This is a genomic window from Dermabacter sp. Marseille-Q3180 (assembly GCF_940792985.1).
Lineage (GTDB): Bacteria > Actinomycetota > Actinomycetes > Actinomycetales > Dermabacteraceae > Dermabacter > Dermabacter vaginalis.
Genome location: NZ_CALNWU010000001.1, coordinates 426,220 through 448,940 on the forward strand (window position 1 = coordinate 426,220; position 22,721 = coordinate 448,940).

The window sequence follows — 22,721 nt, forward strand, 5'->3', positions numbered from 1 at the left end:
TCATGTCGAGAGTCGATGAGTTCTCACTCTTCCCAAAAATCCGCGCCAAGCTTCGTGAGCTTGTCCCTGAATGATTCGTAGCCTCGATCAATCAGGTCGATGCCGTGAATCTGCGAGGTGCCGTCGGCACCAAGCGCCGCGATCAGGTAGCTGAACCCGCCGCGCAGGTCCGGAACCGTGATTTCCGCACCTTTGAGCGGGCGCGGACCATTCACGACGGCCGAGTGATTGTAGTTGCGCTGGCCGAAACGGCAACGCGAACCACCGAGGCACTCGCGATACACCTGGATCTGGGCACCCATGTCGTTGAGGGCGCTCGTGAAGCCGAGGCGGTTTTCGTAGACCGTTTCGTGGACGATGGAAATACCGTTCGCCTGTGTGAGGAGCACGACGAGTGGCTGCTGCCAGTCGGTCATAAAGCCCGGGTGAACATCGGTCTCGATCGCCGCAGAGGAGAGCCCCTCGCCCGTGTCGTAGAAGCGAATGCCTTCGTCGTGAATGTCAACGCCGGCGCCGATCTTCCGCAGCACGTTGAGGAACGTGCCCATGGCCTTCTGCTCTGCACCGCGCACGAACACGTCGCCATGCGTCACGAGGGCGGCGCATGCCCAGCTCGCGGCCTCGATACGGTCGGGGAGGCAGCGGTGGCGATAACCGTTCAATTTCTCCACGCCTTCGATCACGATCGTGCGATCGGTGCGAAGCGAAATGATCGCGCCCATCTTTTGAAGCACCGCGATGAGATCCTCGATCTCAGGCTCAACGGCGGCGTTTTCGAGTTCCGTAATGCCCTGGGCACGCACGGCCGTGAGCAGCACCTGTTCGGTGGCGCCGACGCTCGGATATTCGAGGCGGATCTTCGCGCCGCGGAGCCCATCGGGTGCCGTGATGTAGATGCCGTGTTCGCGCTTATCGACATGCGCGCCGAAGTTGCGCAGCACGTCGAGGTGATAGTTGATCGGGCGCGTGCCGATGCGGCATCCACCGAGATCGGGAATGACGGCTTCGCCGAGGCGGTGCAGCAAGGGGCCGCAGAAGAGAATCGGGATGCGTGAGCTTCCCGCGTGCGCGTCGATATCGGCCACGTGCGCGCGTTCAACGTTGGAGGGATCCATGCGGAGGGTTCCCGCCTCTTTGTCACGCTCGATCTTGACGCCGTGCACGCGGAGGAGTTCGCTCACGATCCGCACATCGCTGATGTCAGGAACGCTCGTAAGGAAACTTTCGGTTTCGCCGAGGAGCGCTGCAACCATGGCCTTCGAAACCAGGTTCTTCGCACCGCGAACGGTGATCTCACCTTCGAGCGGCTTGCCGCCACGCACATAGAAGCTTGAGGTCATAGTGGAGTTGATTCCCTTTCCGGGCTGAGCCCACAGGTAACCGTCTCACCATACCGAACAGCCCTGTGGAAATAACGGCACAGCGGCACCGTGTACGCCGAGGGCGCAAAAGACTCCTTCTACTGGTCGTCGGGGGTGCGCGCGGGGAGCGTCTTCGGAAGCCACGAGGGGCGACGCTCTTCAAACTCCGCGATCTCTGCTTCGTGCCGCATCGTGAGCCCGATGTCGTCAAGGCCTTCCATGAGTCGCCAGCGCGTGTAGTCGTCGATTTCAAACGCGAAGGTCGCATCCGCGACCTCTACCACCCGGTTCTCGAGGTCCACGGTGATGTCGGTGCCCGGCTGATTTTCGAGGATCTTCCAAATTTGTTCGATGTCGGCCTGCGAGAGCACCGCGGCCACGAGGCCCTGCTTGCCCGCGTTGCCTCGGAAGATGTCGGCAAAGCGGCTCGACAGCACAGCCTTGAAGCCGTAGTCGCGAAGCGCCCACACGGCGTGCTCGCGCGACGAGCCCGTGCCGAACTCCTCCCCCGCGACCAGCACGGAGCCGCGCGTGTACGGCTCGCGATTCAACACGAAGTCCGGGTCTTGGCGCCACGCGCTAAAAAGCCCGTCATCGAATCCCGTTTTCGTCACGCGCTTGAGGTACACGGCGGGGATGATCTGGTCGGTGTCCACGTTGGAGCGGCGCAGAGGAACGCCAACGCCCGTGTGCGAGATGAACTTTTCCATAATGCGAGTCCTTTCCACGCGTCCGCGGGCCTCAGGCGAGCACGGCCGCGTCGGTTTCACCAAGATTGTCGAGATCGGCGGGCGAGGAGAGGGTTCCACGCACGGCGGTCGCTGCCGCGACAACGGGCGACACGAGGTGGGTGCGCCCACCCTTGCCCTGACGCCCCTCGAAGTTACGGTTCGAGGTCGAGGCCGAACGCTCACCGGGAGCGAGCTGATCCGGATTCATGCCGAGGCACATCGAGCAGCCCGCGTTTCGCCACTCCGCGCCGAAGGCGAGGATGTCCTTATCGAGCCCTTCGGCTTCCGCCTGGAGGCGTACGCGAGCCGAGCCCGGCACCACGAGCACACGAACGTTCGGGTCTTTTTGGCGGCCACGAATCACGTCGGTAAAGGCGCGTAGATCCTCGATGCGCCCGTTCGTACACGAGCCCATGAAGACCGTGTCAACGCGGATGTCCTTCAGGGGTGTGCCGGGTTCGAGATCCATGTACTCGAGCGCGCGCTCACAGGCGGCCTTCGAGTTCTCGTCGGTGAAGTCCTCGGGCGCGGGAACAGCGCTCGAGAGCGGAAGCCCCTGGCCGGGGTTCGTTCCCCACGTCACGAAAGGCTCGAGCTCATCGGCATTGATCACGACTTCGGCATCGAAGGTCGCGTCGTCATCGCTCCTGAGGCTCTTCCAGTACTCGACCGCTTCGTCCCACGCCTCCCCTTTCGGCGCGTGAGGGCGCCCCTTGACGTACTCGAAGGTCGTCTCATCGGGGGCGATCATGCCGGCACGGGCACCCGCTTCGATCGACATATTGCAGATCGTCATGCGCCCCTCCATGGAGAGGCGACGGATGGCTTCACCGCGGTATTCGAGCACGTATCCTTGCCCGCCGCCCGTTCCGATCTTCGCAATGACCGCGAGGATGATGTCCTTCGCACTCACGCCCGGCCTCAGCGAGCCTTCCACGTTGATCGCCATGGTCTTAAAAGGCTTGAGGGGCAGGGTTTGAGTGGCGAGCACATGCTCGACCTCCGAGGTGCCGATGCCGAACGCGAGAGCGCCGAACGCGCCGTGAGTCGACGTGTGCGAGTCGCCGCACACAACTGTAATACCCGGCATAGTGAGCCCGAGCTGGGGGCCCACGACGTGCACGATCCCCTGGTCGACGTCACCGAGCGAGTGGAGGCGCACGCCGAATTCCTCAGCGTTTTTGCGCAACGTATCGATCTGGGTGCGGCTCGTGAGATCAGCAATTGGCTTATCAATATTCACGGTCGGAGTGTTGTGATCCTCCGTCGCGAGCGTCTGGTCAACGCGCCGCGGCGCTCGCCCTTCGAGGCGCAGGCCCTCGAATGCCTGCGGCGACGTCACCTCGTGAAGGAGGTGAAGGTCAATGTAGAGAAGATCGGGCTCGTTTCCTTCGCCCTTGCGGACCACGTGATCGCGCCATACCTTTTCCGCGAGAGTTCCCGCCATGTCATTGACTCCTCGATCGTCGTCTCCCGCGGTGCCCGTCGTGAAAGGCGCGCGGCTCATTGGGCCCAAGTCTCACGGACGTCCAGGGGGCGAGGCACTCGCATTTCATATCTCGAGACGCTAGTCTTATTCCATGAACATTCAAAAGGAAGAGGGAAGCGGCGTCGGCGTGATCGACAAGGCCGCCACGGTACTCGGGGCTCTCGAGGCGGGCCCCGCAACGCTCGCCAATCTCGTGAGCACGACCGGTCTTGCGCGCCCCACAGCTCACCGACTCGCGGTCGCACTTGAACACCACCGGCTCGTGGCGCGCGACATCCAGGGGCGCTTCATCCTCGGCCCTCGCCTTACCGAACTCGCGGCCGCCGCAGGCGAGGATCGACTCCTCGCTTCCGCTGGGCCGATCCTCGCCGAGCTCAGGGACTATACCGGAGAATCCGCCCAGCTTTATCGCCGCCAAGCCGATCACCGCGTGTGCGTTGCCACCGCGGAGAGGCCGAGCGGCCTTCGTGACACGGTCCCGCTCGGCTCCACCCTCACGATGCGCGCAGGCTCCGCCGCGCAGATCCTCTTGGCATGGGAAGAACCCGATCGGCTTCACCGCGGCCTCCACGGCGCACGCTTCACCGCGTCGATGCTCTCGGCCGTGCGCAGGCGCGGCTGGGCCCAGAGCGTTGGCGAGCGCGAATCGGGAGTAGCGTCGGTCAGCGCCCCGGTGCGAGGACCGAGCGACCGGGTCGTTGCGGCCCTCTCGATCTCGGGGCCCATCGACCGCATGACGCGTCAGCCCGGGCGCATCCACGCGGCCTCGGTCATCGCCTACGCCGAAAAACTCAGCGAGCTCGTCCGCCAGGCCGGAGCGTAGCCCCCGCGGGAGGCCGAGCGGCTACTGCCGCTCGAGCCACACGGGAGTGTTGGCGTACTGCAGGAACGCCGTGTTCGACACGACCGGCTGGCGTTCAAGCTCCTCGTGTTTCCCGCGCGCGTTCGCCACAATGAGCCTCGTGCCTTCGCTGCGCCTAATGAGTTCCTTCGCGGTGTGCTGACGGCCGTACTCGGTGATCTCCACGTCAACCTCGGGGGAAACCTTACGCAAGTACGCTTGGGCATCCTCAAGGATGCCCGCCCATTTCTCCTCGGGAATGACGATTGACGGAATGACACGCACACCCGTTCCGTAAATTTTCGCGAACTCAGCGGCGCGCTCGAGGGCGCGATCAAACGCCGTTCCGCCGTCATAGAACACCGCGACAGGGCCGTCGGCAGCGATATCGCCGCGCACAACGACAATCGAGCACTTCGAGCGCGTGAGCAGCGCCGAGCTCGTAGAGCCAACGATGAGCGAAAGGAAACGGCCCAGCCCGCGCGAGCCTACGACGAGGGCATCGGCGGTCTCCGACTGCTTGATCAAAACGTCAACAGCGCGACCATCAACGATCTGGGTCGTCACCTCGCAGCCCGGGGCAACCTCATACGCGATCTCCGCCGCTTCATCAAGGAGGCGCTGCGCGGCAACCTTGAGTCCAGAACCGCTCACGCCCGGCACGGGGTCGACGTCGACGCCCATGAGCGGCCACACGAACGCATGCACGAGGTGCAGGGGCTTCTTGAGAGCCAGGGCATTGCGCGCCGCCCAGCGGATTGCGTGATCGGATTCTTCGGTGTCCTCGACACCCACAACGATGCGGCCTTCATTTGCACTCATGGTTTTCTTCCTTCCACGGCCGGGCTCACGCTTTTGTGAACCTAAACTCCCTGCTGGCTTTAAGGATACGTCGGGAAGGTCCCGGACACGAAAAAGCCCGACCACCGAAGTGGTCGGGCTTTCGCTCTGTACCCCGTACCGGATTTGAACCGGTGTTACCGCCGTGAGAGGGCGACGTCCTAGGCCGCTAGACGAACGGGGCCTTTGCCTCAATGAGGCCTTAGAAACTTTAGCAAAACAGCTGATCGTTTCCAAATCCAGGCCGTGTGACCTGCATCGCTGGGGTACCAGGACTCGAACCTAGAACAACTGAACCAGAATCAGCCGTGTTGCCAATTACACCATACCCCAAGGGCTTCGCTCGGCGAACCGAACGAAATACCACAGTAGTCGAGCCCGGTAGGCCCGGCAACTTTTCGTGACCCGTTTGTGGAAGCCTTCACACGAGAGGGGTTCCGACGCTCGCCCAGCAAGCGTCGGACCCCATTTCTCACGCCTTTTCGTACACCCGAATCGCGTCGCGCACGCCCGCGAAGCGGAAGGGGCCCTGCGCCTCAACGCGCGCCTCAAAATCCCCCGTGCGATCGGCAAGGAGGTGACGCTCGCGGTACTCTTCGTAGCCGATTTCACGCCGTGCCTCAAGCTGGGCGGAAAGCGCACCGGGCCGAAGCTGCGAGCGGTATCCCTCCACGAGCCGGCCGGAGAAGAACTCCGCGACCGCACCCGAGCCGTAGCTGAAGATGCCGACCCGCTCCCCCGCCTCCAGTTCGGCGTTCTCGAGAAGCGAGAGAAGCCCCATGTACACGGAAGCGGTGTAGGTATTGCCGAGGCGCCGGTTGAAAATCATCGTCTCCTCGAGAGTCGAGACGGCATCGGCAACAGACTCGGCACCCGCGTGTTTGGCAAGGGTCTGCATCGCTTTGGTCGCCATTTTCGTGAATGGCTGGTGGAAACACACACGCGAGAGGGAAGAGAACTCCGCTCCTCCGCGACTGACGTAGTCGTCGTAGGCGGCGGTCACGGCGCGCAAGTACACGGTGACGGAGAAACGTCCGTCAACGAGAGCGGTCGTGCGGTCGTTGGGGCGCCAGAAGTCATGGACATTCTCGGTGAAAAGCCCCGAGGCAGGTTCGACCGTCATGATCGCCGGGTCGGCGCTCACGAGCATCGCGAGCGCTCCCGCACCCTGAGTCGCCTCACCGCTCGAGTCGAGTTCGTAGCGGGCGATATCGCTCGCGATCACGAGGACCTTCTCGCCCGGATGGCGGGAGACGATTCCGAGCGCAAACTGCAACGCGGCAGTCGCCGAGTAGCACGCTTCCTTGAGCTCCACCACACGCGTATGCTGCGCGAGTCCGAGCAGCTCGTGCACATAGATGCCCGCGGCTTTTGACTGATCGATCCCCGTCTCCGTTGCAAGAACGAGAGTGCGGATCTCGTCGACACCGTGGCGTTCAACGATGGGTGCCGCGGCACTCGCGGCGAGGGTCACGATGTCCTCGTCCTCGCAGGGCACACTCATCTCGTGCTGACCGATGCCGCGCAAGTACTTCCCGGCACTCGTGCCCTGCGCCTCGGCGAGCGAAGTGAGGGGGAAGAAGAGCGAGGTCGTCGCCGCTGAGATATCGGTGATGCCGATCGCGTGCGTCATCGCGAACTCCTTTCAAACTGGACGTGGGCGGCCATGAGCTCGCCCGGATTAGTCTGCGCGGCCATGAGGGAAAGCTCCCCGCACAAAACGGTCGCCGCGGCGAGCCCCGCGAGTCGCCTCGCGTTCTCCCCCGACTCGCGATCGTCTCGGCACCCAAGCCGCTCGAGGTTCTCGCTCACGAAGTCAAGGCCTTTGCCGTTGCCCACGGAACCGACGATGAGGTGCGGGATCGTACACGAGAAATAGAGGTCCTCACCATTGTTGCCACGGCGCTCGGTGTGCGTGATTCCCTGGCTTCCCTCAACGATGTTTGCGGCATCCTGGCCCGTCGCGAGGTAAAAGCCGAGCAGCATATTCGCGTAGTGCGCGTTTGCGCTGCGGAGCGAGCCCGCGGCGATTCCGCCCACGAGATTCTTGCGCACGTTAAGGTCCATCATGCGTTCGGCACTCGTGCGGAGTCGACGGCGAAGCACCTCTTCGGGCAGCACGATTTCTGCAATGACATTCTTGCCTCGGCCACGAATGCCATTGACGGCGGAGGGCTTCTTGTCGGTGCAGTAGTTACCGGAAATGCTCGCGTAACGGAGCATCGGCTCGCGGCTCGCGATGTGAGGCATGAGCGCATCGGCGGCGAGGGTCACCATGTTGTGGCCCGCAGCATCCCCCGTGAGGAACTCGAGGCGAAGATACAGGAGGTTGCCCACGATCTCGGGGGCAATATCGATGAGGCGGGCGAAGCGACTCGTCGAAGAGACGACCTCTTGCAGCCCTGCAAGGTCCGCGCAAATCCGCTGTGCGGCTTCATAGGCCTCGGCTGCGGAATCCGCTTCGAATAAGATCGAGCGGGTCATGCGTTCGTCTACGAGGGTTGTGCGAATACCGCCCTCCACAAGGCGGGACACGGTGGCGCCGCGCTTGACCGAGGGGAACAGTGTCGTCTCATAGGTCGCAAGCGGAACCTCGACCTCGCCTTCGGCCACGTTTCCGCTGATCCGCAGCGGGCCGAGCCATTTCATGGGGATCTGGGCGAACGCGCCCTGATCGCGCTTGTCACTCATGAGAACCTCCACTTGCCTTGCCGCTTCGCCGTGCGAAATGGGAAAGATCGAAACCTCGCGCATTCGCGTATTCGCGCACGCTTCCCGTGAGCACGAGATCGGTGTGCGTAAGCGCCTCAACATTTCGTGCTCCCACCAGCGCCATCATTGAGCGCAGCTGTGCCTCCCACGTGCGGATCTCGCGGATGAGCGCCTCGGGCCCGTCCTCGCGCACCGTGGCGAGGAAACCGCCCGCGATGCCTACGGCTTTGGCACCCAGAGCGAGGGCCTTGAGCACGTCGAGGCTCGTGCGCACGCCTCCGCTCGCGAAAAGTGGAATACCCGTGTCGCGCGATGCCCCCCGTGCGTCAATGAGGCTTTCGACCGCGCTTTGGCCCCAACCGTTGAGGTGGGAGAACCGATCAGCTCTGCGCGCACTTTCGATGCGCGCGAAATCGGTTCCACCGTTGCCCGCGACATCCACGTAAGCAACGCCGAGAGAGGACAGCGTTCGCACCGTGGCGCCCGTCATCCCGAAACCGACTTCTTTCACCACCACGGGGACATCCACGGCTCGTGCGATTGCCTTGATATGCCCGCTCCAGTGTTCGAACTCGCGATCGCCCTCGGGCATCACGATCTCTTGGACGGCGTTCACGTGAATCTGGAGGGCATCGGCGTCGATCAGTTCGATCGCTTCGCGCGCTTGCTCAGGGCTTGCGTTTGCCGAGAGGTTCGCCATGAGGAAGCCGTGCGGGTTCTCCTCGCGAAGAACGGTGAAGCTCGGTGCACACGAGGGATCCTTGAAATACGCGCTCATCGAGCCCGAAGCCATCGCGATGCCCGTCTCCGCGGCCGCGATCGCGAGAGCCTGGTTGATTTTCCCCGTGAATTCGCTTCCGCCCGTCATGCCGTTGATGTAAAACGGCAGCGTCCAGACTCGATCCGCGACCTCAACGTCAAGACTCACCGAGTCCACGTTGACGGCTCCGAGGGCGTGGTGCACCACGCGCACGTCGTCGAAGTCCCTCGAACGGAGCTTTGCGGTCTCTTGCTCCAGTGCAAGCCGCACGTGGTCGTCCTTGCGCGAACTACTCATGGGCGCTCCTTCGCTTTCCAGTCGTGTCCTCTTCGCGATGCGCGAATTCCGACGCTTGCACGCCCACGTCGAGCGCAATTTTTCCCGCCGCTCGCCAGGCTTTCCTCACGGCTTCGGCCACGCCCGCCCTCGACGCAAGAGCGATGACGCAGTCGCCGCCACCCGCTCCCGAGAGTTTCGCGGCGGCACCGTGCGCGTTGGCGATCTCGGTCATGGCGCGCAGTTCTGGAGTTTCGATCCCGAGTGGCTGCGTGCCTCCAGCCGCCTTGTCGAGGGCGCCAAGCTGTGAGAGGACGGCGTTGAGCGTCACCATCGCGGCGCTCGCTTCACCCGCGCGCAGTTCGCTCGCGAATCGGTCAACGTAGGCGGCGTTTTCACGCGAAAAAACCTCGAGGTCCACGAGCCCTTCTCTCGCGGCCTCATCAACGTGAGCGACGAGTGACCTGGTCGAAGCCGGCGCGCCGCTCCAGCCGATCACCACATCGAGATTCGCGGGCACGTCGAGAGCCTCGAGTGCGAGACCCGGCCACGGCGCGGCAAGTGCAGCCTTCACACCGTGGTGCGCACACAGATCGCGCACGGCTTCCCGGTCGAATGAGCGGTAAAAAATCCACCCGCCCAGAACGCTCGTCGCCACATCGGCACACGAAGCGCGAACGTTGCCCTTGAGCACGGCGAGGGCGGAAAGCTTGAAGAGTTCGAGTGGGGAAACGTCTTTTTTGAGGGCCCGCAGAACGGCACCGATCGTCGCGACAACCACGGCGCCCGAGGAGCCAAAACCGAACTTGCGCCCGTCACTTTCCTCGAGGGTCGAGGAAAGGTGAAGATCGAGAACTGGCAGAGTGCCAAGGTACTCCTCGAGCACGTCGAGAGCGAGGAAAACTGGCTCACGCGACTGCGCCGCCTCCCCCTCGTGAGCGGGCGCGTAATCGCGCTCTTCGCTCCACAGCTCGCTCGCTACGCGTACGCCGAAGGCGCGACGAACGGGAAGGGCGCGCGCGGTCACGGCCCGATCCACCGCGATCAACACTGCCGGATTGCCCGGGTGCACAACGCCGTATTCGCCCGCGACAAAAAGTTTGCCGGGCGCACGGAACTCAAAAGCGCTCATGCTGCGCTCGGGCGCTCACCCTCGTCAAGGAGGTAGGCGCCGGGGCCGGCGTTCGCAACGTGCATCTTCACGTCTTCGATCCTCTCACGCACGGACTGCGTCACGAGAGCGGCCTCACGCGAGCGACACAGAATCTTCACGTTGGGACCCGCATCCGCGCTTGCATAGGCCCCTAGCCCTTCTTCACGCAGCGCCTGGACTGCGTCAAAAATCGCGAAGCTCTTCCCCGTGAGGTACCGCACGGGCGGCTCGGCACCAAGCATCGAGGCGTGCATACGCAGCGCACTCATCTCGGCAATCTCACCGAGGCTCGTGAAATCCGCCTCGGCCACAGCTCGCGACGCACGCTCCACGAGAGCGGCATTCGAACGGACCCACCCCTCGAAGTACGGGGAGGTCTCCACAGTGTGGTTCATCCCGGCGCGGCTACCGATCTTCTTGCGAGCGCTCGAGATCACCGCGACGACCATGGCAAGGTCTTCCCCCTTCCACTCGAGGGGTTCCGCGACGCTCGTCTCATCGCTCGTGCCCTGGTTCCAGCGGGCGAGGCCACCAAAAATTGAGCGACATGCTGACCCTGAGCCACGGCGGGCAAGCCGCGAAAGCTCCGCATCGCTCAGCGAAAGCCCATAGGCAACGCTCGACGCCTTCGCAAGCGCCGCGAACGCGGCTGCACTCGACGCGAGCCCCGCAGCCGTCGGAACCGTATTCGTGGACGTCACCCGCGCATGCGCACCCGAACCTGCCCGCTCGCGTGCGAGATCAAGAACCGTGCGCACGCGCGCGGATTCCTCCCCGGAAAGCGTGGCGCCGTCAAGTATGACCTGGTCGGTGGCCTCCTCGGTGAGTTCAACGGTCGTGGTGGTGGGGAAGATGTCGAGGGTAAGCGAAAGGGAGCCAGTCGCGGGAAGGTTCAGTTCGCGATCGGCTTTGCCCCAGTACTTCACGAGGGCGATGTTGGGGTGGGCAACAGCGGTGGCGCGCGTCATGAACTCTCCTCACACGCGGTGTTGATCGGCCAAACGTTTGTCGCACCAGCCGCAAGGAGCGCCCGCTTGAGCGCGGGCACGGCGCCGTGGGACGGTGCAAGCGCAATGATGCAACCGCCCTGACCGCCGCCCGTGAGTTTCGCGCCAAGCGCACCAGCCTCACGCGCCGCACCTACGAGACGTTCGAGTCGCGGATGCGATACATCGAGTTCCGCAAGAATCTGCTGGCAGTCATTCATCGCGCGGCCAACGCTGCTCATATCGCCAAGGCGGAGTGCTTCACGCGTCGTGTGCGCGAGCGAAGCGATCGTTTCGAGCGCGAGATCCACGAGCCGGGAATCCCGTTCGCGCCGTTCGCGGATCCCCCGAACGGCATCGAGTGTGTGTCCGGGAAGGCCCGTGTCGGCCACGACAAGCGCGGGGGTCACAGAGAGTTCGAGAGGCTCCGCTTTTCCTGCCTGGAACCACAGGGGAACCTTCGCCATGGTCTGGTAGGCGTCGAGCCCGCTTGGGGTTCCGTGCGCGATGCGCTCCACGAACTGCACGAGTTCGAAGCGCTCCTCACTCGTGAGTTCATGGCCGTACAAGCGCGCGACAGCAACAGCGATCGCGCTCGCCATCGCGGCGCTCGAGCCGAGTCCGCGGGCCGTGGGAATGCTCCCCTCGACCGTCACCTCAGCGCGTCCCGGCTTCTCCCCCACATAGCCGAGAATCGTGCGCAGGGCGGATTGGGCGAGTTCGTCTTCCGCTTCTTCCGTATCAACATCGAGATAGATCGCGCCCGTCGACGGATCGCCAACGGTGGCAATGCGCCGCCTGCCGCGCCGCTCCCCCGTGCGGGTCGATGGCACGTCGAGAGTCAGCCCGCTCTCAAAGCGAACCTCGCTTCCCGGAACGGTCTGCTCGTCAAACGACAACCCCTCCGCGAGCGAATACGATCCACTGATCGTGCCAAAGCCCTCGGCCGAAACCGAGCCCTCAATGCGACCGGCATGCGCGCTCACCGAGTCCGGGTACGGCAAGAGTCTCGCGGTCGCCGTGAGGCTCAAATGCGGGATGGGAAACGCGATCGCGGGATGGCCGTACACGACCGCGTGCTCGCCAATGAGGATCGTCTTGGCGTGCGCGCGGCCGTGCCCGGTCGCGTATTCGAAGGTCTCGTCACTCACCGCGATGCGAGAAGCGTGGCAAACGAGTCGAGGCGGGCGAGGGTCGAGTCGAAACCGAGAAGTTCCATCGATTCAAAAAGCGGCGGGCTCACGCGACGGCCCGAAATGCCGGAGCGAAGCGGCCCAAACGCGAGGCGCGGCTTGACGCCCATGCCTTCGATAATGGCCGCGCGCAGCGACGCTTCGAGTTTCTCGGTCGTGAAGTTCTCTTCACCGCCCTCGTTGATGACCTCGATCGCGCGGCGCACCACAGAAACCGGATCGTCGCCGAGCTTTTTAAGGGCGTCCTCCTCGATCACGAGGTCGGCATCGTCGATAAACAGGAAGCGCAGCATGCCCGGGGCCTCGCCGAGGAGGTTCATGCGCGGCTGCACGAGAGGCGTGGCCTTCGCGAGAAGTGCGCGCTGTTCTTCCGTAATGGGCGTGGAAACCACGCCCTCCTTCTCAAGGTACGGGATCATGCGCTCGGTGAACTCGGCTTCGTCGAGCATGCGCATGTGGTCAGCGTTAATCGCGAGCGCCTTCTTGTAATCCACGCGAGCCGGATTCGGGTTGACGTCGGCGACGTCGAACTTCGCAACGAACTGCTCGCGCGTGAAAATGTCCTGATCACCGCTGTAGCCCCAGCCGAGAAGCGAGAGGTAGTTGATCATGCCTTCGGGCACGAAGCCTTCGTCGCGGTAGAGGAAGAGGCTGGATTCGGGATCGCGTTTCGAGAGCTTCTTGTTGCCTTCACCCATAACGTAGGGAAGGTGCGCATATTCGGGCGTGAACTTCGCGATGCCGATCTTCTTGAGCGCTTCGTACAGCACGATTTGTCGAGGCGTCGAGCTGAGGATATCTTCGCCGCGCAGAATGTGGGTGATGCCCATGAGCGCGTCATCGACCGGGTTCGTGAGCGGGTACAGTGGTTGACCGTTCGCGCGCACGACCACGTAATCGGGGGTCGAGCCAGCCTTGAAGGTGATCTCCCCGCGCACGAGATCGTTGAACGTGATGTCGTCGTCGGGCATGCGCACGCGCCACACGGGCTCGCGGCCTTCGGCGCGGAACGCCGCTTTCTGCTCCTCGGTCAGGTCACGATCGAAGCCGTCGTAGCCAGATTCTTTGGGGCGGCCGGCCGCAATGTGGCGCTGCTGAATTTCCTCGGGAGTCGAGAACGACTCGTAAATGAACCCGCCGTCCTTGAGCTTCTGAATGACGTCCTGGTAAATCTCGCCGCGCTGAGACTGACGGTAGGGGCCGTCCTCGCCGCCGGCATCGACGCCTTCGTCCCACGTGATACCGAGCCAGCGCATCGCGTCGAGAAGCTGGTTGTAGCTTTCCTCGCTGTCGCGCGCTTGGTCGGTGTCTTCGATGCGGAACACGAGCTTTCCGCCCGTGCGCTTCGCGTAGGCCCAGTTAAACAGCGCGGTGCGCACCATACCGATGTGGGGCGTGCCTGTGGGCGAGGGGCAAAAGCGCACGCGCACCTCGCTGTGACCGCGCGTGCTATCGAGGGTGGGAAGGGTCGCGAGATCGATGTTCTCAGCGCTCACGTGGATGTTCTCCTTTGGGAGGTTGGCGGAGCGAGTGCCCCGGTTGCGGATTTTAGGCCTCGAGTTCTTCGGGCGAAACGACGCGATTGGTCAGGGTGCCGAGCCCGTCGATATCGACCTCGACGGTGTCACCAGCTTCGAGCAGGCCAACGCCCGCGGGGGTTCCGGTGAGGATGACGTCGCCGGGCAGAAGCGTGGTCGAGCGGGTAATCTCCTCGATCAGCTCAGGGATCGTGCGGAGCATCTGCGCGCTCGTGGCGTCCTGTTTGACCTCGCCGTTGACTCGCGAGCGGATGCGCGTTTGCGCGGTGTCGAGATCAGTTTCGATCCACGGGCCGAGAGGGCACGACGTATCGAACGCTTTCGCGCGGAACCACTGCGATTCTTCGCGCTGGGCGTCACGCACCGTGAGGTCGTTCGCGCACGTGTACCCGAGGATGACGTCGGCAGCGCGCTCGGCCGGAACATTCTTCGCGAGGGACTTGATGACGATCGCCAGCTCAGCCTCGAAGCTCAGCTCCTTCGCGTAAGAGGGATAGATCACCGGGTCGTTCGGGCCGATGACGGACGTGTTCGGCTTGAGGAAGAGCAGAGGAGTCTCGGGCGCTTCTGTGCCCATCTCGCGCGCGTGCTCGGCATAGTTTTTGCCCACGCCAACGACCTTGGAGCGGGGAATGACCGGAGCGAGGAGGCGAACATCCTCGAGCGGGAGGATCGTACCGTTCGGCTGAATCTGCGTGTAGAGCGGATCTCCCGTAATCCCGTACACCATGTCCACGCCATCTTTTTCTTGGACGATACCGAACATCGGGTTCGAGCCGGTGGTGAATCGTGCAATGCGCATGCCCCCAGTCTAGTAGGGCCGTTCGGCCCTCACGGGTGTGCTGCCTATGCCCTTGACCACCCCTCACCCTTTCTTCACATTCGCCGCCCGCGAGCGCGGCCCGGCTCACGTGCACATGGCACGTAGGCTTGTGGGGTGCCCCATTCTTCACTGGTATTGGATTCGACCCCCGCCCCGGGCGGCCTCGTGACCCTCATGTCTGCGTCGGAGGTGGCGCGTGCACGCGAGGCTCATGAGAACCGCGCCGACGCCCTGAGCGCCCCGCACCGCGAGCGCAAGGCGCGGGGTGAAAAGCATCCGATTGAGGATTTTCTGCACACGTACTACCCCTTTAGCCCGGGACAGCTTCGGCGGTGGCACCCGGGCTGGCACATCGGTTACGACGCCGCGGCGGATGAGGAGCTTCGGGGGCGCGGGGATGTGGACTCCGACGGCACTCGGCGCTGGTATCGCGAGCTTAAGGATTCGTCGAGTGGGGAGCCAAACGGCGTGCGGGTGGCGGATCTCGAGCGTTTTGTGCGTGAGCGCGGCGATGCTGCCTATTGGATTCATCGCCTGCTCACGAATTCGAGTTTCGCTGAAAAGCCGGGAAATTTCTCGTGCTTTGGGCTTCATGAGTGGGCGATGGTGTATCGGCTTGGGGCGGGCGAAAAACGCCACGAGTCACTCCCCTTGCGCCTTAGCGCCGAGGAAACGAACCGCGTCGTCGAGGAGAACCGTCTGGTGTGTTCACATATCGATGCCTTTCGCTTCTTCACGCCTGACGCGGCTCCGCTCAATGCTTCGCATCCCACACGGGAGACTCAGCCGATGAGGGATGATCCCGCATGTCTCCACGTAGGGATGGACCTCTACAAGTGGTCGATGAAGCTTGCGCCCCTGCTTCCAAGCGACATCGTGCTCGATTGCTTCGAGCATGCCCTGGACTTGCGTATCCTCGACATGGAGGCTTCCCCGTACGACTGCCGAGGTTACGGTTACGGGGTGGTTCCGATCGAAACCGATGAGGGAAAAAAGGAGTATGTGCGGCGTCAGCGGGCACTCGCCGATCGCTCCAACGAGCTACGCATGCGCATCCTCGCGATTCTTGATCCGCTTGCCTCGCTTTTTGCTGACGCTGCGGGGGCTCACGTCGAAAATGCGCGATAGCTCATCGTTGTACCAGCACCCGGACACCCCGCAGGAAACCTCATGATTCGTCGCTCAAGCGGGCACAATGGTGTCATGCCCCCTTCGCCCGCTTCGACGCAGTCCTCACCCGCGCCCGTTAGGCGCGTGCGTGTCGCGACCTTCAATATTCATCACGGCGCGAATTCCAGAAACGTCCTCAACCTGGAATCGACGGCACATGCCCTCGAGGCGCTTGAAGCTGATGTCATCGGCTTGCAGGAGGTCGATCGCTTCTTCGGTACACGCTCGGATTTCGTGGATCAGGCGGCCTGGCTCGCGGATCGGCTCGATATGCACGCCCAGTTCGCACCCACGATTGATCTGGATCCCTCGCGGCGCTCCGTCGAGCGGGTAGGGATCAGCACGCGTCGCCAGTACGGGGTCGCGGTGCTCTCGCGCTTCCCGATTCTCGAGTCACACATGGCGCGTCTGCCCGAGAACCGCCTGATTGAGCGCCGCGCGGTGCTCCGAGCCCGGATCGACGCGGATGGGGTGCCGTTTGCGTTTTCGGTGACCCACCTTGCGCTCGGTCCCGCGAAGTCTCGGCGCGCGCAGTTTCGGGCCGCGCGCGAGGTGGCCTTCGCGGGCGAGGAGCCGGCGGTCCTCGTTGGCGACCTCAATGCCGCGCCTTCGCAAGTGCGCGATTACGCGGTTTTCACGAAGGGCCTCATCGATGTGTGGGCCGCGAAGCACCGTTTCCCCCTTGCCAAGCGCCTGCTTGGCCGCACGAATCCGGTGCTCCCTATCCCCATGAGGCGAATCGATTACATTCTCGCGAGCCGCTCCATCCGGCCGATCTCGGCCAAGACCCATCGCACGCACGCCTCGGATCACCTACCGGTGGTGGCCGAACTCGAGATCCCTCACGCAGATCCAGCTACGAAGTAGCGGCTGGCCCTGCCAGGGCTGCCACAATGGAGGCATGCCACTTCTTCACGACTTTCTCCCCCAGGACTCGAGCGAAGACGCGATCGCCCAGGGCTTTATCGCCGCGCAAGCCGAGGTAGGCCGCACACTCTACCCCCACCAGGAAGAGGCGCTTCTCGCGATCGCCGCGGGTGATCACGTCATTGCCGCCACCCCTACGGGCTCGGGAAAGACGACGATTGCGTACGCGGCTCTCTTTGCGGCGATGGCGCGCGGAGAGAAGGCATACTACACGGCCCCCATCAAGGCGCTTGTGAGCGAGAAGTTCTTCGAGATTGTCTCGATGTTTGGGGCGGAATCCGTGGGCATGATGACGGGCGATTCTTCCGTCAATCACGAGGCTCCCATCATCGTGTGCACCGCGGAGATTCTCGCGAACCACGCCCTTCGCGACGGCGAGACGAGCGACATCGGTCTCGTCGTCATGGACGAGTTTCATTTCTACGACGATGCGCAGCGCGGTTGGGCCTGGCAGGTGCCCCTGATCGAACTCCCCCGCACACAGTTCGTTCTGATGAGCGCGACTCTCGGCGATGTGAGCTTCTTCGAGAAGGATCTCGCCGAGCGCACTGGCCGAAGCGTGAGCACGATCGCGGATGCTGAGCGTCCCGTTCCGCTCGATTTTCGCTGGGCAACCACCGATCTTCCCGACACGATTAAAGAGATCCTCGAAAATCGCGACGCACCCGTATACATCGTCCACTTCACGCAAAAAGACGCCCTCGAGCAAGCACAGCATCTCCTCGGTACGAAGATTCTTACGCGCGAGGAAAAGGACACGATTCGCGAGCTCATCGGTGATTTCCGCTTTTCACGAGGCTTCGGCTCGATTCTCTCGAAGCTCGTGCGCGAGGGTATCGGCGTGCACCACGCCGGCATGCTCCCTAAATACCGCCGTCTCGTCGAACGCCTCGCCCAATCGGGCCTGCTCAAGGTCATCGCGGGCACCGACACGCTCGGCGTAGGCATCAACGTTCCCATTCGCACGGTGCTGATGACGGGGCTTGCGAAGTTTGACGGTCGCCGCCAGCGACTTCTCAATACGCGCGAGTTCCTCCAGATCGCTGGCCGCGCCGGTCGAGCGGGCTACGACACCGTGGGCCACGTTGTCGTCCAGGCACCCGAATGGGCCGTCGAATTCGAAAAGGAGAAGGAGCGCTTCGCCAAGCGGACCGAAAGTGGCGCGAAGCCGAACAGCGCGAAGAAAAAGCGGCGCGAGCCAAAAATGAGGATTCCCGAGGGGCGAGTGAACTGGACCGAGGAGAACCTGAAGAAGCTTAGTGAAGAGCAACCGTCGGAACTCAAACCGCACATGGCGATGACGAGCGCGATCCTCCTCGCGCTTATCTCCCGACCGGGTAGCGCCCTTAAAGCGGCCCAGCACCTCATCGACGAAAGCCACCAGACCCGCACCCAAAAATTCGCACTCAAACGCCGCGCCCTCGAACTTTTCCGAGGCCTCAAAGAGGCAGAAATCATCACGGTGAGAGAAGAGCCGGATCACCTTGGCCGCACCGTGACGCTCGTGGACGACCTCCAGTGGGACTTCCAAATGAACCAGCCCCTCGCGGCGTTCGCGATCGCGGCCCTCGATATCCTCGACGAGGACTCCCCGACCCTCACAATGGACTCGGTATCGATCATCGAAGCGATCCTCGAAGACCCGTTCCAGATTCTCCTTGCTCAACAAAATGCCGCGAAGAGCGCGCTGCTTGCCGAACTCAAGGCCGACGGCGTCGAATACACCGAGCGCATGGCGCGCCTCGACGAGGTCACGTGGCCGAAACCCCTCGAGGAAGAACTCACGGCGGCGCTCGAGATCTACGCAAAAAACCGCCCGTGGATCAACATGCACGACCTCTCCCCCAAGAAAATCGTGCGCGAGTTCTACGAAACGGGCGCGACGTTCAGCGAATTCGTCTCGCGCTACAGGCTCATGCGCTCCGAGGGCATCGTGCTGCGCTATCTTTCCGACGCCTACCAGGCCCTGCGGCGTACGCTCCCCGTAGAGCTCCGCACCGAAGAGCTCGAAGATGTGATCGAGTGGCTCGGCGTGCTCGTGCGGGGTGTTGATTCCTCGTTGCTTGACGAGTGGGAGGCACTGTCGAACCCCGAGGACACTGGCGACGCGGCCAGCGAGGTACGCCCCGATTCACCCCGAGCGTTGAGTGCGCAAACGAAAGTGCTCACGCAGATGGTGCGCGCAGCCATGTGGCGCCGAGTCGAGGATTTCGCGTTCGAGCGTGAAGAACAGCTCGGCGAGCTCGATAGCGAAAGTGGCTGGAACGCCGACCGCTGGGGGGAAGCCATGGACGACTTCTACGACGCGCACGACCACGTTGTCATCGAGGACTACGCCCGTAAGAGCCAATACCTCCGCATCGAGCACGAATCCAAACGCTGGCTCGTGACCCAAACGATCGTGGATCCCGAGGGAGACAACGACTTCGTCATGCAAGCAATCATCGATCTCGAGAAGACCGATGAGGAGGGCGAGCTCGCCCTCACGCTCGAATACGTGGGTGACCTCGTGAAAGCGCCGTGGCGATGAACACCCCCGTGATCTTCGTGCTCGATGTGCCGAGTGCCGAGTGCACGGATTTTGCCTCGCTCGCGCGCGTTGTAGCCGCGCGCCTTGAGGCGAGCGGCTGCGTCAAACCCTCCTGGCGCGACGCCGTGATCCTCCGCGAAGAGCGCTTCCCCACCGGGCTCCCGCTCGAGCCTCCCGCGGCGATCCCTCACGCTGACGGTGAGCACACGCTCGCGGACGCCTTCGTCATCACCCGGCTCGCCGAGCCGCTCGCGTTTGGTGCGATGGGAGATTCCGACGCCGGAGCGCTCCAGGTGCGCCTCGCCGTCTTTATCGTTGCCCGCGACGGGATGGCCCAGGTCGAGGCACTCGAAAGGCTCCTCAGCATCCTTGGTGACGGCGCTCGGCGCGAAAGGCTCGAAGTCGGCTCTGCCGAGCACGCATGCCGGTCCTTCGAAACGATGCTCGAACAACTCGCCGCACTCACCACAACCCCCGACAACCCCCCACACCCGCGTACACCTTGATCCTTCAAGCCAAAGCCAACCGCGAACGCGCTCAACGCATGCGCGCCCTCTCCGACGAGCTCGACGGCCTCAGCGTCGAAGAACTCGAACGCCACGACCCGTCCTACATCCAAGGCGTCCGCGTCCTCTACGACGCAGCAGGAGTCCCACAACGCGACGAAACAGCCTTCCGCCACGCCCTCAAAACCGCACACCGCGCACACAAACGCGGCCAACGCCTCAAAGACAACCTCATCATCGACGCCTACGAACACGCCTACCGCACCGCCCACGCCCAAGACACCCTAGGCCGCCCCGACGAAATGCCACCTATGCGCGACCGCCTCACCATGGCCCGCCGCGTCCGCGCCTACGCCACCACCAACAAGACCACCAAAGAGGCCGGAACAAGCCTCAGCTCCACCCAACACGTCACCCCCACCGAACGCAACGCACTACGCACCTTCGGCTCACGCGGCGGCAAGAAAGCCGCCCAGCGGTGGGACGACCCCACCCAAACCGAGTACCAGACCAACGCCCGCAAACCCCTCGAAGCCGCAAACAAACGCCGCAAGCTTGGCGCTTCCTCGATAAGGCTTGAGATTGCCGCAGCTGTTCAAAAGCACGAGTTCGAACTAGGTGCTCCACCCACGATGGCAGAAATCGCGGAGGAGTTTGGTGTCTCGCGGGAAACGGTGAAGCGTGCTCTCAAACAGGCAGGAATCAGTCTGCCGCGAGGACGGCGCAGCAGCTCCAAATAAATGGGTCAGGCCGTAAGCATAGAACGGTTCCCCCTCCATTAGGAGGGCACATGGCTTCCAGTCTTTTCACCCATGCAAACCCCGCTTCTCTAGCCACGTTTCCGTGACTGTTCCAGGGGCCGCCCCGGGTGGCTCGTGACTGTCTGCTCAGAGGGGCTTCACATATGCGGACTTTCCTTCTCGAAGGCTTCCGCGTAGCAGGCCGTAGAGGGTGCTGGGGCTGGTGTATCGAGCCGTCCAAAGAAGGCGCTCCAGCAGAAGATAACGGCGGCTAGGACATGAGCAATTTTTTTCATCATGCCCTGTGGTGTACCGGCAACCGCGAGCGGCCGTTGCCGACAAAATAAGAGCTGTACGTAAGTGCATGAATGTGCACTTACGTACAGCGGTTGTTACGTGCGTGTTCTTCGTCGGGCTTTGTGTCGCTCTGCGACCTTTTCACGGACAAGCAGTACAGCAAGTACAGCGAGGGTGGGGGTTGCGATAGTCGACGCGATCGTAAGCGGGGTGAATGTCCCGCCCAAGAGCCAGAAGACCACTGCACTTACTGCGATCGCTGCCAGAACAAGAGCAGACTTCTTTTGCCATGTCATTGAGACTCCTTGGGTTACCTTCTTGTTCTGCATTCTTACTTCGCCAGCAATCCGAGGACAATACTCACGCCGACCGATGTGACAATGTTGCACGTGAGGGAATTGTTAGAACACCACTTCTGTGCATCTCTATATCCTTTTTTGAAGACCGTTCTCGCGTCGACCCAATTGGGGGATTTGACTTCGAGCAAGAGGCCTGCTCTTCCTCTACTGATATCCCAGAGCTGGTAAGTACCTTTACAGGTCTTGGGATTCTTACCGTCCCAGTCTTTGCTAGCTATGCCAGATCGCGTACTCACAATGCAGATCGCGCTTGTAGCGGGGGCAGCTTCGGCTGCTGAGACCGTCCCGAAAGCCGTAAGAAAAATGATGATTGAAGCGGTAAGCCTCTGCATGAACTTTTTGTGCATATTTCATCCAAGGTGAAGAGAATCGGGTGGAGGGATACAACTGGTGTCGAGAAGGGAGCTATTGGCCTCGTTGCCCACTCTTCTTTGAACGAAGCCAAAGGCCTTTGCCGAGCCAGCTCCCGAGAAAGCCAAAGAGGGCAATCCAGCACAGGCCGAATATGGCCTCGGCGAGTGATGGCAGTACGAAAGTCATGAGCTTTCCTTGCTCTTGTTGTTTCCAGAGACTCCGCTACGGAGTCCCTGGTGTGGCGTCATCGCCGCTCGAAAGGTAACACTTTGATAAAAGGGTCGAAAGGGGTTTTCTCGAGATCCGGGAAACATCCGGGTTGTTTGCGTGTGGTCTGGTTGGGTACCCCACAACGCGACGAAACAGCCTTCCGCCACGCCCTCAAAACCGCACACCGCGCACACAAACGCGGCCAACGCCTCAAAGACAACCTCATCATCGACGCCTACGAACACGCCTACCGCATCGCCCACGCCCAAGACACCCTAGGCCGCCCCGACGAAATGCCACCTATGCGCGACCGTCTCACCATGGCCCGCCGCGTCCGCGCCTACGCCACCACCAACAAGACCACCAAAGAGGCCGGAACAAGCCTCAGCTCCACCCAACACGTCACCCCCGTAGAACGCAACGCACTACGCACCTTCGGCTCACGCGGCGGCAAGAAAGCCGCCCAGCGGTGGGACGACCCCAACAGTGAATATGCCCAAAGGGAACGCGCAAGGCTCGCGAAGCAGCACCGCAGAAAGAAGCTGCAGGGCCAAACGACCCGTGCTCAAATTCAAATGATTGTCGGACGCTACTACGAAGAGCTAGAGCGTGTCCCAACCTGGGCGGAGCTGATGGAAGAAGCGGGAGTTTCGAGGGCCACTGTAGCCCGCCACATGAGCGCCCTTAGGGCAGCTGGGATGCTCCCCGATTAGGGGGTCTCATACCGTAAGCATAGAACGGTTCCCCCTCCCCCCTGGGGAGGGCACAAGACTTCTAACCCACTAACTACCTGGAGCACTCATGCCTAAGCCTCCTGTTCTCTCCGATGTCCGGACTCGTGCCGGAGCCTTCGTGGCTGACTGGCGTGAGGCGGAAGGCTATGAGAAGGGGGAGGCGCAAGAGTTTGTTCGAGGACGGCCACAAT

The 22,721-nt window shown here is 62.6% G+C and carries 19 protein-coding genes and 2 tRNA genes; 7 read left to right on the forward strand and 14 right to left on the reverse strand.

From position 1 onward, the window contains the following. Nucleotides 1-23: 23 nt before the first annotated feature. The 3 genes from murA to leuC form a co-directional block, all read right to left on the reverse strand. Entirely contained in the window at nt 24-1,340 is a 1,317-nt protein-coding gene (gene murA / locus NBW56_RS01960) for a UDP-N-acetylglucosamine 1-carboxyvinyltransferase (protein WP_250257777.1), read from the reverse strand. Nucleotides 1,341-1,459: 119 nt separating this feature from the next. Further along, a complete protein-coding gene (gene leuD / locus NBW56_RS01965) occupies nt 1,460-2,071 on the reverse strand; it encodes a 3-isopropylmalate dehydratase small subunit (RefSeq protein ID WP_250257778.1) in 612 nt (203 codons plus the stop codon). Nucleotides 2,072-2,102: 31 nt separating this feature from the next. Continuing rightward, nucleotides 2,103-3,539, reverse strand: coding sequence for a 3-isopropylmalate dehydratase large subunit (gene leuC / locus NBW56_RS01970; RefSeq protein ID WP_250258519.1), 1,437 nt, complete (start codon nt 3,537-3,539; stop codon nt 2,103-2,105). 133 nt (nt 3,540-3,672) lie between these two features. Here leuC and NBW56_RS01975 point away from each other — a divergent pair, with 133 nt between their 5' ends. Then, nucleotides 3,673-4,404: an IclR family transcriptional regulator gene (locus NBW56_RS01975; protein WP_126846256.1), complete on the forward strand. Its 732-nt coding sequence runs from the start codon at nt 3,673-3,675 to the stop codon at nt 4,402-4,404. A gap of 21 nt (nt 4,405-4,425) precedes the next feature. Here the strand turns inward: NBW56_RS01975 and NBW56_RS01980 are convergent, their stop codons facing one another. From NBW56_RS01980 to NBW56_RS02030, 11 genes are all read right to left on the reverse strand, one after another. Beyond that, on the reverse strand, nt 4,426-5,244 hold the full coding sequence (locus NBW56_RS01980; protein WP_126846258.1) for a universal stress protein: 819 nt from the start codon (nt 5,242-5,244) through the stop codon (nt 4,426-4,428). A gap of 129 nt (nt 5,245-5,373) precedes the next feature. After that, nucleotides 5,374-5,446, reverse strand: a tRNA-Glu gene (locus NBW56_RS01985). Nucleotides 5,447-5,523: 77 nt separating this feature from the next. Beyond that, nucleotides 5,524-5,595: transfer RNA gene (locus NBW56_RS01990), tRNA-Gln, on the reverse strand. Nucleotides 5,596-5,734: 139 nt separating this feature from the next. Further along, nucleotides 5,735-6,895: a hydroxymethylglutaryl-CoA synthase gene (locus tag NBW56_RS01995; protein ID WP_250257779.1), complete on the reverse strand. Its 1,161-nt coding sequence runs from the start codon at nt 6,893-6,895 to the stop codon at nt 5,735-5,737. Then, the gene (locus NBW56_RS02000) at nt 6,892-7,953 is read right to left on the reverse strand and encodes a hydroxymethylglutaryl-coenzyme A reductase family protein (RefSeq protein WP_126846262.1); all 1,062 of its coding nucleotides are present in this window, start codon (nt 7,951-7,953) and stop codon (nt 6,892-6,894) included. The genes NBW56_RS01995 and NBW56_RS02000 overlap by 4 nt, the downstream gene beginning before the upstream one ends. Then, complete coding sequence (gene fni / locus NBW56_RS02005; RefSeq protein ID WP_250257780.1) at nt 7,946-9,031, reverse strand: type 2 isopentenyl-diphosphate Delta-isomerase; 1,086 nt, start codon at nt 9,029-9,031, stop codon at nt 7,946-7,948. The genes NBW56_RS02000 and fni overlap by 8 nt, the downstream gene beginning before the upstream one ends. Then, nucleotides 9,024-10,142, reverse strand: a complete 1,119-nt coding sequence (locus tag NBW56_RS02010; protein ID WP_250257781.1) for a phosphomevalonate kinase — start codon at nt 10,140-10,142, stop codon at nt 9,024-9,026. The genes fni and NBW56_RS02010 overlap by 8 nt, the downstream gene beginning before the upstream one ends. Continuing rightward, nucleotides 10,139-11,131, reverse strand: coding sequence for a diphosphomevalonate decarboxylase (gene mvaD, locus NBW56_RS02015; RefSeq protein ID WP_250257782.1), 993 nt, complete (start codon nt 11,129-11,131; stop codon nt 10,139-10,141). The genes NBW56_RS02010 and mvaD overlap by 4 nt, the downstream gene beginning before the upstream one ends. Further along, nucleotides 11,128-12,300 carry a mevalonate kinase gene (gene mvk / locus NBW56_RS02020; RefSeq protein WP_190870322.1) on the reverse strand — a complete coding sequence of 391 codons (1,173 nt, stop codon included), beginning with the start codon at nt 12,298-12,300 and terminating at the stop codon, nt 11,128-11,130. The genes mvaD and mvk overlap by 4 nt, the downstream gene beginning before the upstream one ends. Further along, complete coding sequence (gene gltX, locus NBW56_RS02025; protein ID WP_239378762.1) at nt 12,297-13,724, reverse strand: glutamate--tRNA ligase; 1,428 nt, start codon at nt 13,722-13,724, stop codon at nt 12,297-12,299. Before gltX ends, mvk begins: the two co-directional genes overlap by 4 nt. A gap of 166 nt (nt 13,725-13,890) precedes the next feature. After that, the gene (locus tag NBW56_RS02030; protein WP_250257783.1) at nt 13,891-14,682 is read right to left on the reverse strand and encodes a fumarylacetoacetate hydrolase family protein; all 792 of its coding nucleotides are present in this window, start codon (nt 14,680-14,682) and stop codon (nt 13,891-13,893) included. 195 nt (nt 14,683-14,877) lie between these two features. Here NBW56_RS02030 and NBW56_RS02035 point away from each other — a divergent pair, with 195 nt between their 5' ends. The 6 genes from NBW56_RS02035 to NBW56_RS02060 all read left to right on the forward strand — a co-directional run bounded on the left by NBW56_RS02035 (nt 14,878) and on the right by NBW56_RS02060 (nt 22,509). After that, nucleotides 14,878-15,831 carry a 3-methyladenine DNA glycosylase gene (locus tag NBW56_RS02035; protein WP_250258520.1) on the forward strand — a complete coding sequence of 318 codons (954 nt, stop codon included), beginning with the start codon at nt 14,878-14,880 and terminating at the stop codon, nt 15,829-15,831. A 75-nt stretch (nt 15,832-15,906) separates the two neighbouring features. Then, complete coding sequence (locus NBW56_RS02040) at nt 15,907-16,740, forward strand: endonuclease/exonuclease/phosphatase family protein (protein WP_250257784.1); 834 nt, start codon at nt 15,907-15,909, stop codon at nt 16,738-16,740. 34 nt (nt 16,741-16,774) lie between these two features. After that, the gene (locus NBW56_RS02045) at nt 16,775-19,330 is read left to right on the forward strand and encodes a DEAD/DEAH box helicase (protein ID WP_250257785.1); all 2,556 of its coding nucleotides are present in this window, start codon (nt 16,775-16,777) and stop codon (nt 19,328-19,330) included. Then, on the forward strand, nt 19,327-19,836 hold the full coding sequence (locus NBW56_RS02050; RefSeq protein ID WP_250257786.1) for a PTS sugar transporter subunit IIA: 510 nt from the start codon (nt 19,327-19,329) through the stop codon (nt 19,834-19,836). Before NBW56_RS02045 ends, NBW56_RS02050 begins: the two co-directional genes overlap by 4 nt. A 38-nt stretch (nt 19,837-19,874) precedes the next feature. Further along, a complete protein-coding gene (locus NBW56_RS02055) occupies nt 19,875-20,576 on the forward strand; it encodes a sigma factor-like helix-turn-helix DNA-binding protein (protein ID WP_250257787.1) in 702 nt (233 codons plus the stop codon). A gap of 1,348 nt (nt 20,577-21,924) precedes the next feature. After that, nucleotides 21,925-22,509 (forward strand): helix-turn-helix domain-containing protein, encoded by a 585-nt coding sequence (locus NBW56_RS02060; protein WP_250257788.1) that lies wholly within the window; start codon nt 21,925-21,927, stop codon nt 22,507-22,509. Nucleotides 22,510-22,721 lie beyond the last annotated feature (212 nt).

Coding starts and splice junctions, on each gene's coding strand:
- murA (WP_250257777.1), bottom strand. CDS start 1,340: ATGACCTCAAGCTTCTATGTGCGTGGCGGCAAGCCGCTCGAAGGTGAG.
- leuD (WP_250257778.1), bottom strand. CDS start 2,071: ATGGAAAAGTTCATCTCGCACACGGGCGTTGGCGTTCCTCTGCGCCGC.
- leuC (WP_250258519.1), bottom strand. CDS start 3,539: ATGGCGGGAACTCTCGCGGAAAAGGTATGGCGCGATCACGTGGTCCGC.
- NBW56_RS01975 (WP_126846256.1), top strand. CDS start 3,673: ATGAACATTCAAAAGGAAGAGGGAAGCGGCGTCGGCGTGATCGACAAG.
- NBW56_RS01980 (WP_126846258.1), bottom strand. CDS start 5,244: ATGAGTGCAAATGAAGGCCGCATCGTTGTGGGTGTCGAGGACACCGAA.
- NBW56_RS01995 (WP_250257779.1), bottom strand. CDS start 6,895: ATGACGCACGCGATCGGCATCACCGATATCTCAGCGGCGACGACCTCG.
- NBW56_RS02000 (WP_126846262.1), bottom strand. CDS start 7,953: ATGAGTGACAAGCGCGATCAGGGCGCGTTCGCCCAGATCCCCATGAAA.
- fni (WP_250257780.1), bottom strand. CDS start 9,031: ATGAGTAGTTCGCGCAAGGACGACCACGTGCGGCTTGCACTGGAGCAA.
- NBW56_RS02010 (WP_250257781.1), bottom strand. CDS start 10,142: ATGAGCGCTTTTGAGTTCCGTGCGCCCGGCAAACTTTTTGTCGCGGGC.
- mvaD (WP_250257782.1), bottom strand. CDS start 11,131: ATGACGCGCGCCACCGCTGTTGCCCACCCCAACATCGCCCTCGTGAAG.
- gltX (WP_239378762.1), bottom strand. CDS start 13,724: ATGGTGCGCACCGCGCTGTTTAACTGGGCCTACGCGAAGCGCACGGGC.
- NBW56_RS02030 (WP_250257783.1), bottom strand. CDS start 14,682: ATGCGCATTGCACGATTCACCACCGGCTCGAACCCGATGTTCGGTATC.
- NBW56_RS02035 (WP_250258520.1), top strand. CDS start 14,878: ATGTCTGCGTCGGAGGTGGCGCGTGCACGCGAGGCTCATGAGAACCGC.
- NBW56_RS02040 (WP_250257784.1), top strand. CDS start 15,907: ATGCCCCCTTCGCCCGCTTCGACGCAGTCCTCACCCGCGCCCGTTAGG.
- NBW56_RS02045 (WP_250257785.1), top strand. CDS start 16,775: ATGCCACTTCTTCACGACTTTCTCCCCCAGGACTCGAGCGAAGACGCG.
- NBW56_RS02050 (WP_250257786.1), top strand. CDS start 19,327: ATGAACACCCCCGTGATCTTCGTGCTCGATGTGCCGAGTGCCGAGTGC.
- NBW56_RS02055 (WP_250257787.1), top strand. CDS start 19,875: ATGCGCGCCCTCTCCGACGAGCTCGACGGCCTCAGCGTCGAAGAACTC.